Below are 15,982 nucleotides of genomic sequence, written 5' to 3'. Positions count from 1 at the left end.
ATCTGTTCTTTTGCATCCATACAAGCACAATCTTCGGAGGCTATTACTGGTAAGGTGTTTTCTGAGGGTAAGGAGTCTCTGGGAGTCATTTCGGTAGTCTTATAGAGTATAAACAATTCTAGTTGTGTCGATTATACGATTACGGCGGTAAAGGGTGATTTTAATATAACAGGGGTTACGGAGAGAGTTACCTTAACTGAAATATCATAGCTTTCAATACCTAATTGCTTTAAAGTAAACCTAGAAAGAGGTAGCGAATATTTGGGCCTAAAAAAATCCCCAAAAGCATATGCAATGGGGACTTTTACTACACTAACTAACAAACAACGTTTAAATCCTTATTTAAGGCTTTCCTTATACCCTTGAACGGCCTTTTTAAAGCCTATTTCTTCACCGTCTACCATCCTCCGGTATTCTTCTGGTCTTTCTTCTTTTACCCATTTTAGGGCATCTACAGAAATAGCATGCTCAGGATGGTATATGGTGTTTACGGGTTTCATTTCTTTATCATAGACTAAGGTCGTAGCTCGCATCTTCTCAAGTACATCTATGTACTTTGGATTTTCTGCTAAATTGTGCAGTTCTTGTGGGTCATTTTTAAGATTATATAATTCTTCTTTGTCTTTATTGGGTGCGAAGAACAGTTTCTGACTTTCGTTAAGTTTGCCTTCGGCCTTTAGGGCGCGCATTCTGTGCACTGCAGGACGATAAAATTCCAAATACGCTTGTCCTGCGTCAAAAGGAACTTCGGGTTTGTCATTTCTAATATATTTCCATTCTCCCGAGGTAATGGCACGGGATTTTTCTTCTATCTCGTCCCAAAGGTCACGTGCTCCGTAGACAAACTCACGTTTAAAATTAGAATCGAATATAGGTTTTCCGGTCATGTATTCAGGAACGTCTACTTGGGCAAAATCCAATACGGTTGCCGTAATATCCGTTGCGGAAACCACATCTTTTCTAACTTGACCTGCTTTTAAATCTTTAGGATAATACACAAGTAGCGGAATGTGCAATCCCGGATCTTGTAAATATCCTTTTCCGCGAATATTGCAACGGCCATTGTCACCAATGAAAATAACAACGGTATTATCGGCCATTCCCTTGTCTTCCAATTCTTGAAAAATCATACCTACTTCATTGTCTAAAAACTCTATCTGGTCTAGATATTTAGCCCAATCCAAACGAATTACTGGGTCATCAGCCATAAATTCAGGCAATTCCACATCTGCAGGGTCTACAGGGTGTTTTGAGTTTTCGCGAACCTCGTCCCACCAATCACCTCTGTGACTAGCTACTAATTGAATCTGCGCAAAGAATGGTTGGTCTTCTTTCTCAAACGTATCGTACTTGTCAAAAATTCCAAATTGGGTCTTTCCATCCCAAGGACCTATAGGTTCGTGTTTAAAGTTGGCATCTATTTTCCGACCTTGTCCCATAACACCGTGATGGCCTAAAATAGTAGTGTAACCAGCTTCTCTTAACCAATAAGTAAATGGTTTGAATTGTTCGTCCAACGGCACATCTCTATTGCTACGATGATGATGTGCGTTTATTTTAACCTGATGTGTTCCTGTTAACATAGCAGAACGGCTAGGTGAGCAAATAGGGTTGGTTACAAAGCAGTTTTCGAATTTAACGCCTTCTTCTGCCATCTTGTTCAGGTTGGGAGTTTTGACACCCTTCATGCCGTAGCACTCAAGGTCAACACTCATATCTTCGGCCATGAGCCAGATAATATTTGGTTGTTCTTGGGCAAAAGTCAAACAGGTAAATAATAAATAAAGACCAGTCGTTATTATTTGTTTCATTCGTTTGTTTTTAATTTTCTACGTGTCTCGTTTTATAGCTTATCTAAAACTCAGGAACAGCTTCTTTTTCCCATTTCACAAGCTGTTTCTTCATTTTCTTTGCTTGGTCAACTTCTATATCGATGAGGTTTTTAGATTCGCTCTTATCGTTTTTTATATTAAATAGGTCATGTCTGCCGCTGTGGTATTTAACCATCTTCCAATCACCGTTCATAATGGCGGTATATTGGTCTTCATAACTGCGGAAGAAAAATAGATTACGTTCTTTTAATTTCTTGCCTTGTAGGAGATGCATCAAACTCTTGCCTTGAATATCTTTTATCTTTGGTTTTTTACCTGAAGCTATCTCAACCAAAGTTGGAAAAACATCTATAGATTGCACAGGAACATCACATGAAATCCCAGGCATAGTAACCCCAGGATAACTAATGATAAACGGAACTCTAGCTCCACCTTCACCTAAAGTGTTACCGCCTGTTTTTCCTCCGGATAGAGGAGCGTTGCTAAAATAACCTCCTTGGTCGGACAGAAGAATAACTACCGTGTTCTCCGCTATGCCTTTTTCATCTAGTGCCTTTCTAACCTTCCCTACGGATTCATCCATAGCGCTGACCATAGCTGCGTATTCCGCATCTTTACCAGATAAACCTTCCTTTTTATAACGCTCTACCCAATCGTTTCGACCAATATGTGGCCCGTGTACGTTATAGTACCAAAGCGATAACATAAAGGGCTGTTCTTTGTCATAATCGCCAATGAACTTCTCAGCTCCATCGGTTAAAACATCGGTTAAATAGGTGCCTTCTGGTGAATCCGGTAACGGATTACCTGTTTTAAAGAACGGCGCATAGTAGTTTCCGGGGTGGCCATGGTCTCCTGTGCCGTATTGGGCATCAAAACCTTGATGTACCGGATGGTATTTTTCGCTGCCTAAGTGCCATTTACCAATGAACATATTGTAATAGCCAAATTCTTTGAGTCGCTCGGCATAGGTAACCTCTCCTAGAGGCAACCAATTTCTAGATGGCATCTGAACGGGATCCATAGGCCATAAATTGAATTCTCCTCCGGCTACATTATTTTTAGCTGCTTTCTCTTTATTATCGATAATATGACGAGGCATTTGAAAACGTACCGGTTCTTTGCCTGTTAAAAGCGATGCTCTACTTGGACTGCAAGTAGGGGTAGCAATATAGGCACGGTTGAAATTGAAGCCGTCTTTTTTAAGTTGGTCAATATTGGGTGTGTGGAATTTAGAATTTCTAAAGCCAACATCGGCCCAGCCATAATCATCTACAAATAGCAGTACAATGTTAGGTTGTTCTTGAGCTATGCCTTTAAATATACCGATAAATAGGGCTGCTAAAAGAAAGATATTTTTCATGTTGCTATGGTCCTTTTAATTTTTAGAGTAAAATACAGATTCAGGAATGTTGCCTTTCTTAATGGATGGGCCGCTCCACTTTAAATCTAGAGTGTTTTGTACTCCTGTTTTCTTTTTAGAATAAATCCGAATAGGATGATAACCTGCTTTTAGCTTCATGGTGCCTTCTCTTACAGAGCCAGCTTCATAACCATAATCAGCATCAATAACACTTGCTTCATGAATGCGGACAAAGGTATTGCTAGAAGCGCTTAAGGAAAAGGTGTAACTACCTGCTGTAGGGACTTTAATAAAGCCTTCAAATAGAAAAATATCTCCTTTATTTTCAATTTCTTTCAATGTTGCTGTTCCGGATTTACCACTTTCTATAGGAGCTAAATCATCAACTTTCGGCAACCAAGGCGCAGTGTTTTTAAAGGCGCTCCATTTCAAGCCACTATTTAGATTATGTACTGAAACTGCCGAAACTGCGGCATTGTCATATGGTCTGGCAGCGTTCGTATCTGGCATGCGTACTTGAAGAACACGTTCCTTCATTTGTAGTTGAAGGGCTTCCATATTTGTTAAGGTTGCCAAGTTTAAGGTTTGGTGTGTGTCTTCCACAACATTGTAGAATTCAAAGTCGTCATCTGCTCCTTGAATATTGTAACGCAACCCAACAATATCACCTTCGCGCATCATTTGCATCTGCTTGCGTAGTCTACCACGGTTGTTTGGTGAAAATTCTTCGTATTTAGGAGTTTTTCCACCTTGGTTGTACTCTACGTAAATAAGGCTTTCCTGTTGTTTACCTTTGCCGGTTAGGCTTGGTAGAAGAGAAACCCCATCGCTATTTGCTGGAGCCGGATAACCTGCAGCTTCAGTAAAAGTGGGAAGCCAGTCGTAAGAAATACTTGGTGATTCTATAACTAGGTTAGCTGGGATATTGTTAGGCCAGCGCGCAATTAAAGGGGTGCGTTCACCACCTTCAAGAACATCTCTTTTGATGCCGTCAAAAGGTCCGAAACTATTAAAAAAGTCGGCTGCATATTCTTCCTCCAGATAAGACTCCATAGAAGGGCCGTTGTCCGAATTAAAAATAACCAATGTATTTTCGTCTATATTAAGGTCTTTCAGTAATTGAAGTAAATCGCCCACTTCATTGTCAATTCGTCTTGTGCTACTTGCATAACGTTGGTATACATCTGGCCATGCCTCCTCTGGAGTACTTGGGTCTTTATCATGGTCATAAGTAACATTAGCGTAATCAGGGTGAATGTATGAATCCACTTCACCTGAAGCTGTATTAATCATATTTCCTGGTTTTCCAACCCATTGCAATCCGCCATTTAAACCTCCTCCTTCGGGGTAGGCTTGCGTTGCGAGTTCTAGAACAGCATGGGGAGTATCAAAAGCTAAGTACATAAAGAAAGGTTCTTGCTTTTCTTTTTTCTGCACCTGTTCTACAATCCATTTTTTAGCAACGGCTGTCCATAAATCGCCTGTATAGCATTTGTCCAGCCCTTTACTTACTTCATTTTTATTCTCGTAAACTTCTTTTTTACCGCGGTACACACCTTCAACGGGATAATGTTCATGACCATCCCTATGACGCATATAGCCATAGTAGTAATCAAAACCTCTATTGTTGGGGTGTGCCGGCCATGAATCGCCGTTTTCTGACCATTTACTAGAGCCTTGAAGACCCCATTTTCCGATTGCGGCCGTTGTATAACCTGCGCGTTGCATTATGTTACCAAGCGTATTATTATCTGCTAAAGCTTTGTCAAACTGACCATCGCGAACATTAGCATGCCCTTGGCTAACACCTAATAGTACCGATGAGCGTGATGGTGCACATACAGGCGCCGCCGTATAATGATTGGTAAGCATAGCACCTTCCGAAGCCATTTTGTCCAAATGTGGGGTTAATGCATAAGGCTCGCTACGGTCATCTGTTTCTTTTCTTTGGTTTTGAAAAAATGCACCAATGTCTCCATACCCCAAATCATCTGTAAGAATATAGATGATGTTAGGTTTCTTTGTGGCCTCTTCAGTTTTAGTTGGTTTTGGTTCTTGTTGAGCGAAGGAACAAAACACGGTGCTAAATAAGATGATGGTTAAAAAATGTAATGAAGTTTTTAAATGCGACATAGTATTTATTTCTGTTTACTGAAACATTGTGTTATCGAAATTTTAGTTTGGGCATAGAATCATCAGTCTCTAGTATGTTCTTTGCCTTTCCCTTGTATTCATTTTTCTTGAAAACTATATTTTTTGAGGCCTTTACACGAATAGCAGGATTAGTGGGATGTAACATTGGGAAGGTACCGGAATTGGTAATTTTGTTCCCTTCAAATAACAATCCATCAACATTTGAGATTTCCAATATCATGTTGTCAAATTGATTGAATTTGTTATCAGTTATCTGAATGTTTTTAAAGGCGATGTTGTTGTTGTCATCATCGGTAACAAAACGAATTACACCTCTATTAAATCCGCTGTGTTGACTGTCCTGAAACGTGTTGTTTCTAATAGTAAGATTGGCAGCATTGCCTGATTCAAACCAATGGCTACTCTCTACAGGTACTAAGATAGCTTCCATTTCTGTACTGAAGAAATTATTTTCAATCAAGGTTTTTTTAGGATTGGATATCAATAAACCACGAGCCCTATTCCGACTTATAGTACAGTTTTGAACCAATAGATCAGGATAGCCTTCTAAGTTTTCAATAAGGTCACCAACTTTTAAAGTTGAAGGTAGGTTTTCATTGAACGTAATAATCTGATACCTCCCATTGATAGGGGTAATACTTTTTAAAGTAAGATGATTGTAACCAAAAAATGATTTCTGAAGGTCTACCAACCCAATAGTGTCGTTCACCTTTCCTATGGCAAAACCTTGTTGCTGTGCATGACCCATACGCACACCAATGCTATTATCGCCTAAAATATCGATTACCTCTTGGTATGTGCCATGAACGTTGGTGGCATCATCCAATTGATTGTTGAACGTACAGTTTTTTAGTACTACTTTGCCACGACAGCCTACAAAATGTGTTGCATCTGCAGAGGTCGAAACCATTCTTCCATGAGAAGGTTTTACATGAAAACCATCCAAAATAAGGTCGGAAGAATTTTCGGCTATCAAGCCCATGCCACCAGCATGGTGTACCGTTATATTGTTGGCGTTAAAACCATCCGTTCCTGTAACACGAAATGCTGGAGCCAACCGATTTAAACTTTGGTCTCCTTTACAAACTAAAATCATGCCTACAGGTGGTAATTTTTTCCTGTGATTGAAAATGCGGACCGTGCCAGGCTTTAATTCTTCTACCCGTAAATTATCTTCTTTCCCACGAACTTTTTCTACTTTAGAGCGTGGGTCAGTTTTATACTTGTAATTTATTTTGTCTACGTTATGCTGTACTTTTGAGTTTCTAATAGTTGTTATGGATGTATAAGCTTCCGTATTAAAAGCAATTGCTTTTCGTTCAGGGTCGTAAAGAATAGATTGCCCTAAATCATGCTCATAAAATTCTTTGATAAAAATTAACTGTTCATTCCTAATTTCGTACGGATATTCATCGGAAAATTGAATATCGAATGAGTTGTTCTTCTCGTCATTGGCTACAATGGTTCCTTCACTATGAAAAGGCATGGCCCAATCTATGGTAACATTTTGTACGGTAATATTTTTGGAGCTCTCAATGAGAAAAGGAATCATTCTGCCGTGATAAATAAACGTAGAGCCTTGGCCATCAATAGTAAGATTATCAAAACCTAAAAGAGGCATGGCCGTTTTGGCCATAACATCATCATGGTTAGAAATACGGGTAAAACGTTCGTAAGCCTTATCCGGATAAAAGTGATAGGTGCCTTTTTCGAATTTTATTTCGGAAATAGGTTCTTTATCGGCAATCATTATGCGTGCTAAAACTGCGGGAGTAGCATCATCTGAAATAGAAGTAGTAAAAAGCACTTGCTCGCCACTATTCTGTTGGGCGTTACTATTTAAAGATATTAAAGCCAGTATAAGAACGGACCAGAAGGCTATAGTTATTCGCATAATTTTCTAATAGTTTGACGAGGTCATTTAATACACGGCAAATTATAGGTTCATTGAAGTTTATTTGTCGTCAGGGGTAAATATGATGTCTGCGGCTATTCAAACCACTGATTTTACGGGGCTTAAAACCCAATATAGTTGTCTAATAGTGAATGAAAGTTTGCTATTTTTTAATTTTAGCAAACCCTTTATTATGTTTGTATTTTACTTTTTCAGCGGATATTCCTTCTGATTTAAGAACCTTATCTGTATTACCTTTATAGCTATTGTTTGAAATCTCTAAGTTTATACAATTTTTAAAATCGAATTGATATCCATCAGGGTGTAATGAAGGTGCCATGTTCGTCTGTTCAATTACATTACCCGCTATGGTGAGTCCGTCTACGCGGTCCGCCCATACAATCCTATTATCAAAAGTTTTAATGTTGTTATTGATGAACCTGATGTTTCGGTCGTATATTTCCGTCTGGTTAAAAGTCTTTCCAAGGCGTGGAGTGATATTTAAAATAACATGCTCCATTCCGCTGTAAGCGCAATATTCAAAATTATTATTCTGTATCAATACATCTTCAACGGCGCCAGATTCATACCAAAAATAGGTTTCTCCCCTAAAGAAAATGGATGACATCATAGATGAAAAATTGTTGTTCTCTATAACGGTTTTTAAAGGTGTTTTTAAAACAATATTCCGTGCCCTGTGGTCTTTTATGGTACAGCCACGCATGGTGAAAGTGGGGTTCCACGTTTTGTTTTCCAAAATATCTCCCACGACTAAATCAGCAGGAAGTTCATTTTTAAAAACGATGTCCGAGTATTTGTCGTTAACAACGGAAACACTGGCAACCACATTTTCCGAAGCTCTTTTGGGGCTTGGTTGTTGAATGAACCAGACTTGATCATCGGAAGCAGCAAACTCAAATCCCATTTGTTCAAAATGTTGAAGGGAAACTCGTAGGGTGTGTTTATCCAAAATTTTATTTACAACCACATAGGTTCCGTGTACATTGGTGCCATCATCCAACATATGTTTAAAAGTCGAATTCTCTATTAGAATATCACCCTTGCAATTCGCAAAATGAGTAGCATCGGCAATCGTAGAAACTACACGGTCAGAACCCTCACGGACATAAATACCACAATTGTTGATGGTTATATTTTCGGTTCGTTCGAATAGAAAACCCATTCCCAAGGCGTGATGAATAGTTATATCCTCTAAGTAAATATCTTTTGAAGTAGTAATTTGAAAAGCCGGAGCATAACGGTTGTGGTCATGGTCTCCTTTGGAGTTTAAAATAGAACCAATTGGCGGATATTGTTTTAAATGTTCATAAAAACGAAGTACACCATTAGGGCGCTCTTCCACCCAACGCGGGCGGCTGCTCATATCCCAAGCACCATGGGCAACCCTTTTGTGTTCAGCATTAAATGCTAATGTGCTTCCCAATTCTGGAAATGAAAATCCATCTACATTAGGGAAGAAAATACGGTCTTTTTTAAGCTCCCAAGAAAATCCATTAGTAAAGGGTTTGATGTCTCGCCACCCCTCTATTTTGTCTACGGCTAGCACTTCCCCTTGAAAAAGAAAAGGAATGTCCCAGTCCATTTTTAGATTTTTGACTGTAAGTTGATTGCAGTTCCGAATCTGAAAAGGAGCTACTTGACCGTGAAACATGAATTCAGCACCATTGCCTTCTATCGTTACCGAATCAAAATCTTCCAATAAAAAAATGATGTTCTTTAGCCCATTTCCATGGTTGGTGATATAAGAGTATTGCTGAGTAGCGTAATCAGGTAAAAAATTATAAGTGGCTTTTTCAAAAACTAAGGTTAGATTCTTATCAGTAGTATTTTCCAAAGCTTTGCGGACTATAGGTGTCATGTCCTCGGCTTCGGGTTTTATGTGAATAGTCTGCTGTGCCGTAAGATTAAATACTCCGAAAATTAGGATAGCAAACAAGTAAACTGTCTGTGTAAATTTGAAATTTTTCATCTTATATTTTTAGAGGTTCACACCGGTGCCTTGTAAAGAATTGTCATGGTCCCAAGTAATGAGCCAAGGATCTTTGGTTTTTAATTGAAAAGCTTTCATTTTGTTTTTTAGAGCTTCTAAAACCTCTGCATAGTTTTTATCATTCGCTAAATTTTTACTCTCGTCTGGGTCATTAGATAGGTCAAATAATTCAAATTCAGGTCTAAAGAGATAGTCTTTAACCTTTCGTTTGCCAAAGAATTCCTTATCGCTTCGGTATACCTCTTGCCATGTAGATGCAGCCCAAAGGTCTGATGCAAATGGGTATTCTTGACGCCATGCAATGTTTCTAATAAGTTTATAATTTTTATTCCTTACAACCCGCATAGGGTAGTACATGGTAATTTCATGAAAGGTATGAGAAGCATAAACTTCATTCCACCCTTTAGGATTTTCCTCTCCCATTATTTTTTTGAAAGATTTGCCATGAAATTCGTTGGAATCGTAGGTAACATCTGCCATATCCAGAATAGTAGGCGTAAGGTCCGTCCATGAAACAAGGGCATTGTTTACCGAGCCAACTTTGAGGTTGGCCAAGGGGTCTTTTATAATACAGGGTAATTTAATGCCTGGTTCGTAAACGGTAGTTTTAGCACCTGGGAAAGCCATACCGTTGTCCGAAATATAAATAACGATGGTGTTTTTGTCTTTGCCCGTTTCTTTGAGCATTTTCATGAGCTTGCCAAAACCTTGGTCTATTCTAGAAACACTTTGATAGTATTGAGCAATTTCTTCACGGCTTTCTTGACTATCTGGGAGGAAGCTAGGAACAACCACATCTTTTGGGTCATATGTAATGGTTTCAACCCCTTCGTATCCTTCTTTTTTATTACCAAAGCTGTTCGGTAGATTCCATGGGTCTGATTCAAAAGGAGCGCCACGGTGCGGATCATCCGTACAGAAATAGAGAAAGAATGGTTTATCGGAATTGAGAACTTCTTTACACTGCTCCGCCATTTCTACGGTATTTCGTGGGTCTGCCTCCAAAACTTTTTGAAAATGATAAACTGATTCTGGCGCAACGTGGTATTTGCCAATTCTGGCCGTTTCGTAACCTGAATTTTCAAGAAGGACGGGTAAAGATTTTATATTGTCGTAACTGCTAAAATGATGGTAGTCGTGAACATGTCCATAAGAACCCGTAGCATGACCATAAAGTCCAGTGAGTATAACAGACCTACTTGCAGCACAACTGGCGCTGGTACAATAGGCATTATTAAAACGAACGCCTTCGGCAGCAAGTTGGTCTAGGTTTGGTGTTTTAATGACTTTATTCCCGTAGGCACCAATTGCATCGGTTCCATGGTCATCTGAAACAAAGAGAATGATGTTGGGCGAGTTGTTGGACTGCTCTTCCACCTGGGTTGGTTTTTCTTTTGTACCACAATTAGAAAATAGGAGTACAGATAAAACCAATATAATTACGGGCGAATTAAAAAGTTGTTTTTTCATTTATTTAAAATGATATAGGTTTCAATCATTCAAAGAAAGCTATTGGAGACTAAACTTTTGTTTCTGTCAGTACAAGAAATGTCTCCGCAGATACATACTACTTAAAAGTAGGTTGCCTATAAAACTGAAGGCTATCATTATTGTTGCTGATAACCAGTAACTTTCCGTATTTTTTATTGGTAAGGGTTTTTATATGCCTTGTCTGTCTGTTTAGGAGTAATCCTGATTGGGAGATAGATTTTTCTTTAAACGTACCATTCCCATTATTTTTCAAAAGTGTGCCATAGCCAGCATCATATCTTCCTAATTCTGTATTGGCATCATAGAAATTTTCTCCAAGTAATAGGTCTAACTTTCCGTCTTGGTCATAATCTAGTTTATGAATGGCATTTACTGTAGAGAATTGCGCCGCCGTTGGGAGGGGCGTAAGTTTAAATTTCTTGTCCCCAAGATTTTCAATAAAACATGTTCTGAATTCATACGCTCTTAAAGTCTTGGCGCTTTGTAATTCTTTTGGTGTAAAAATTTCTTTAAAGTCTGCTTGAGCAAAGGCACTGTAGGTAGTAAACTTTTTACGCAGGTATACCATCTGTTTTTCTAGAAGGCTCTTGGAGGAAAATACATGTTCTTTTCCATTGATAAAGTGAGTCGTCACCCCTTCTGGCCAACCGTTTTTATCAAAATCGGCATAGTACATCTGCACGGGTTGATTTTCGGTTGCCCTTAATTTTGAGTTTAGTCCAAGGTTGCCGGCTACCAAATCAATATCACCATCATTATCAAAATCTCCGTATTCTACTGTATTCCACCAACCATTTGAAAGCTGTAAGGAATTCGCCTCTGGGTCAGCTTGGCTGAGACTTCCGTTTGAGTTATAATATATTTTAATGGGTATCCATTCTCCTACTAGAACGAGGTCTTCCCAACCATTACCATCTAAATCTACCCATTTGGCAGAAGTGACCATTCCGCATTTATCAAAATACTTTTTCGACTCAACATCTACCGAAAAATTTCCTTTCCCATCATTTTTAAGTAAATAAGAGTCAGGTGATGAGCCATATTTTCCGGGAACGGAGCGTGAGGATATAAAAATATCACTATCTCCATCTTTATCAAAATCAGCAATGGCTAAATCAGAAACGGTGGTATAGATTTTTGGGAAATTACCTTGTTTTGTAAAGTTGCCTTTTCCGTTGTTTATGTAAAGGCGAGTTAGGCTTTTAGGGTCTGGCTTAATTTCTTGGTTACTGCCGCTACCAACAAGAAGGTCCAAATATCCATCACCGTTAAAGTCCACTAGTTCTGAAGCGGTATCTTCTGAAGGCGCATCGGTTTGAAGTGCGGTTGATTTGGTGAATTTACCATTGGATCGCTGTAGATAAATTTCAGATGCTTGGTTTAGGGCTCCGCCAACAAAAAAATCGTCTAAACCATCATTGTTGAGGTCTCCTACCGAAATTGGTGGCCCCCAAGTAGAATTCATATGTGGAATTAAATGTTCTCTGTTGAACTCATAAAATCGATTTTCCTGATGTTTGTAATTAACACCCAGTGCGCTGCTTTGTATTGAGGTGAAAAGTGATTTAGGAGCTTCTTTGGTTTGAAGTTCAAAGTCTGGCGAATTCTCTTGTATTATAACTAATTCTTGATTTGAGTTGACATCCGTTAAAACCGTTTCTTCTTTATTGGGCCACTGCACCAAAAGGGTATCAATAGTGGTATTCTTGGTAACGGCAAAATTTAGATATGGAGGAGGAGAGGATAGGTAACCCCTAACATTCAATAGCTCTTGGTACTGCTGTTTGCCTTTATTTTTTATAGTGACTTTGCCCCCAATACCGAAGCTGTTACCGGATTTGCCTTTTAATTTTATTCTTAGGTAGCCTTTGTTTAGACTATCGTTCTCTACGGTGGTGTTTTTTAAGATGGATGCTTTGGCGTTCAAGTTATTGACGACCAAGTCTAAATCACCATCGTTATCTAAATCTGTATATGTGGCTCCATTGGAAAACCCTTTTTTTGTGCCGCCCCATTCCGTAGATGTGTTCTTAAAGCTGAGGCCATTATTATTCTTAAAGAAAAAATTCTGCAACGGATAGCTCGGCATTTTATCCGTTAAAGCTGCGCTGAAGTCGTAATTGCCAGAGCGCAGTTGATTTTGAACTTCATCACCCGAAAGGAACTGCATATAGTCCATATCATTGCTCCTTCTGAAAATGCCGTTGGAAATGAATAAGTCTTTATTGCCATCTAAATCATAATCATTAGCCAAAACGGACCAGCTCCAATCGGTAGCTTCAATACCAGCTAACCTTGCTATTTCACTAAAGTGCTTTCCGTCCCTATTCAGTTGAAAGGTATTATGGGCGTATTGGTGTTGGTACCCAAAAGACAGTTTATAGTTAAAAATAGCATACGAGTCTTCACCATGAGAGGCTTTTAAAATTTCAGGTTCATAGGCCTGCATATCCAAAGACAAAATATCTGGCAGGGCATCATTGTTCATGTCGGCAATATCATTGCCCATAGAAAACCGACTGGTATGTTTTATGTAAGATGCGAGGTCTTCGGTGAAGGTGCCATCTCCATTGTTGACGTATAGATAGTCATCTTCATAGAAATCATTCCCGATGTAAATATCTGGGTAACCATCTTTGTTGATATCGGCTGTGCTTATGCCTAGTCCAAAACCTAATGGGCTACTATAAATGCCAGATTCTTTGGTGACATCGGTAAATTTATCTTCATCGTTTCGGAACAGTTTATCTCCATATGGACTAGAAATAAAGCGTTTTTCCGCATTAGGAAGTACCCCATCGTTAAAATTAGAATGTGTCATGATGTAGGCATCAAGGTCACCATCTAAATCATAATCAAAAAATGCCGTTTGAGTGGTTGCGCCTTTTACGGTAAGCCCCATTTGGTTAGAACTTTCCTTAAATTTTGGAGTGCCGTCAGCTTCATTTCCTAGATTGATGAAAAGAAGGTTGTGGCCGTTGTTCTCTAAAATTTCCCCAATCTGGCTCACATAAATATCTAACTTGCCATCTCCATTAACATCTGCAAAAGTAACTCCGGTATACCATGCATTTGTATCACCACCTGTTTTTGACTGCTCTGTTATATCTGTGAACTCAAAATTACCTTTGTTAAGGTAGAGTTTACTCTGTACTTGGTTTCCCGTAAAATAAAGGTCATCAAGACCATCCCCATTTAAATCTCCTGCAGCCACACCTCCGCCATTATAAAAATACATGTAAGAGAAGAGGTTTAGCTTTTTAGTGGCTTCTACAGTATTGGCAAAGCTTACGCCTGTAGTTTTATAAGAAATCTCTTGAAAAAGCGTGTTTTCATCAAGTTGAGTTACTGGTTCTGTTTTTTCTTGACAGGATACAAAGAGCACTCCTAACAAGACCAATACCTTTGATTGTATTGCTAAAAAAGAAAAATTATGTCCAAAAGAAAGTGCGGGCATATGTTTGGTTTAAGTAAACGTGTTTTATCGTTTTACGGAATATCTTTGTTCACGATAGGTTTCTAATAGGTTTGGCATCATATACTGATAGTAAAAATAAAGGTTGAAAATACTATTAATTTATGGTAAAGATTTAAAAAAGCCAGAAGACAACAAGGTCAACTGGCTTTTTTGAAAAAAAACTAACTCAACATTTTAAAAAAACAAATATGCAAATGTTTTCATATTTTCAAAACGATTAATAATCTGGATTTTGCTCTAGTGCTTCATTCTTGTCTATTGCACTTTGTGGCAATGGCCATTTGTAATGCTTAGGTAGAAATATCCTATTAGCATCTACGTGAGAATCGTAAAAACCATTAAGTACTTCTTCTGCTATGCCCCAACGTTTAAGGTCAAAATAGCGTAAACCTTCAAAACCGAATTCATATCTACGCTCATTACGAACAACTTCGCGAAGTTCACCTTGGTCTGTAGTAGTAATTGCAGGATAGGAGCCGGTATCGCCTACTGCTACACCGTAAGCTCTTGCTCTTACTTCGTTAATAGCATCTAGTACGGAAGTATCAATACTACCGGATTCTATTTTACCTTCGGCATACATTAAAAGAACATCTGCGTAACGAATGTGAATGTAATCTGTTCCTTCAGTAAAATTTTGTACGAATGAAGCTCTAGTTTGAGGAGATATCCATTTTAACAATCCAAAACCAGATAATGTTTTTTGCTCAATTTCAGGGTTCCATTCGCCTTCCAGTACTATTTTACTTAGTCTAGGGTCACGATTTTCTAAAGGGGTACTTGCGTCATACAGTGGAGACTCATCTATTGGCAAACCATCAGTAGCTTCAAAAGAATTTACAAAATCTTCAGTGGGTTTAAGGGTTCCCCAAAAGCCAATCATGATTTCACTACCTCTGTCTTGGAATTCTCCAGGAGCGCTCGAGTATTTGGTAGAAAATATAATTTCTGGATTATCAGCCTGTCCAGCGTCAATAAAAAGGTCTTCATAATTAGTGGAGAGGGAAAAACTACCACCATCCATTACTGCTTTTGCCGCTAAAGCCGCTTCGGCATATTTACCTTGGTACAAGTATGTTCTTGCCAATAAGGCACTTGCAGAACCTTTTACTACATAACCGTCATTGTATGGAGCTTCTGATAAATTTGCTGTTGCAAATATGAGGTCTGTTTCAATTTGGGCAAAAATTTCTGCTTCAGAGTTTTTAGGTAAATCCTGATTCTCCAAAGTAGTTGGTTCTATTCTAAGAGGAACCTCTCCATAAGTAGTAACCAAATTGTAGTAGAAAAAAGCACGTAAAGTACTTGCCTGAGCTTTCCAGTCGTTTAGTTTGTCTGCTTCAATGTTCTCAACTTGATCTATGTTGGCTAAAAAGAAATTACATGTTTGAATTCCTTTATAACATACATTGTAAAGTTGAGCAATTGCACCATTGTTTCCGCCAGAGGTAGCTGAAGCTGTACCATCAATAAGCTCTCTAAAGCCATAGTTGAATGTTTGGTAACAGTCATCTGTAAGAGCATCCCAGTTTGGTTTGATGGTTGGAGGCCATCCACCATCGGCACGAATAGCCAACATATTTTGTTGTAAGTTACTATATACTCCGGTCAATGCCAGTTGTGCATCCTGCTCAGTCTTCCAAAAAGTGTCAGAAGGTAATTGAGAAGAAGGCTGCTTGTCTAAAAAGTCGTCCTCGCACGAACTTATCGTAATCCCCAGAAAGGATAGTGCGAATAATATGATTGTCTTTTTCATTAT

General features: G+C 38.7%; 8 protein-coding genes. All 8 read right to left on the bottom strand.

What is annotated here, in order from left to right:
* Positions 1-338: 338 nt before the first annotated feature.
* Positions 339-1,811, bottom strand: a complete 1,473-nt coding sequence (locus IWB64_RS03765; protein ID WP_194532740.1) for a sulfatase family protein — start codon at positions 1,809-1,811, stop codon at positions 339-341.
* Between the two features lie 43 nt (positions 1,812-1,854).
* Positions 1,855-3,195: a sulfatase gene (locus IWB64_RS03760; RefSeq protein WP_194532739.1), complete on the bottom strand. Its 1,341-nt coding sequence runs from the start codon at positions 3,193-3,195 to the stop codon at positions 1,855-1,857.
* A gap of 15 nt (positions 3,196-3,210) precedes the next feature.
* Positions 3,211-5,328, bottom strand: a complete 2,118-nt coding sequence (locus IWB64_RS03755; RefSeq protein WP_194532738.1) for a sulfatase-like hydrolase/transferase — start codon at positions 5,326-5,328, stop codon at positions 3,211-3,213.
* Positions 5,329-5,359: 31 nt separating this feature from the next.
* Positions 5,360-7,243, bottom strand: coding sequence for an alpha-1,3-galactosidase-related protein (locus IWB64_RS03750; RefSeq protein ID WP_194532737.1), 1,884 nt, complete (start codon positions 7,241-7,243; stop codon positions 5,360-5,362).
* Positions 7,244-7,406: 163 nt separating this feature from the next.
* Positions 7,407-9,233 carry an alpha-1,3-galactosidase-related protein gene (locus IWB64_RS03745; RefSeq protein WP_194532736.1) on the bottom strand — a complete coding sequence of 609 codons (1,827 nt, stop codon included), beginning with the start codon at positions 9,231-9,233 and terminating at the stop codon, positions 7,407-7,409.
* A 9-nt stretch (positions 9,234-9,242) separates the two neighbouring features.
* Complete coding sequence (locus IWB64_RS03740) at positions 9,243-10,724, bottom strand: sulfatase family protein (protein ID WP_194532735.1); 1,482 nt, start codon at positions 10,722-10,724, stop codon at positions 9,243-9,245.
* 97 nt (positions 10,725-10,821) lie between these two features.
* The gene (locus IWB64_RS03735) at positions 10,822-14,202 is read right to left on the bottom strand and encodes a VCBS repeat-containing protein (RefSeq protein ID WP_194532734.1); all 3,381 of its coding nucleotides are present in this window, start codon (positions 14,200-14,202) and stop codon (positions 10,822-10,824) included.
* A gap of 238 nt (positions 14,203-14,440) precedes the next feature.
* Positions 14,441-15,979 (bottom strand): RagB/SusD family nutrient uptake outer membrane protein, encoded by a 1,539-nt coding sequence (locus IWB64_RS03730; protein WP_194532733.1) that lies wholly within the window; start codon positions 15,977-15,979, stop codon positions 14,441-14,443.
* Positions 15,980-15,982 lie beyond the last annotated feature (3 nt).

Origin of the sequence: Zobellia nedashkovskayae (assembly GCF_015330125.1) — a bacterium.
Classification (GTDB): Bacteria; Bacteroidota; Bacteroidia; order Flavobacteriales; family Flavobacteriaceae; genus Zobellia; species Zobellia nedashkovskayae.
This window is presented reverse-complemented; position numbering and strand designations above follow the sequence as displayed.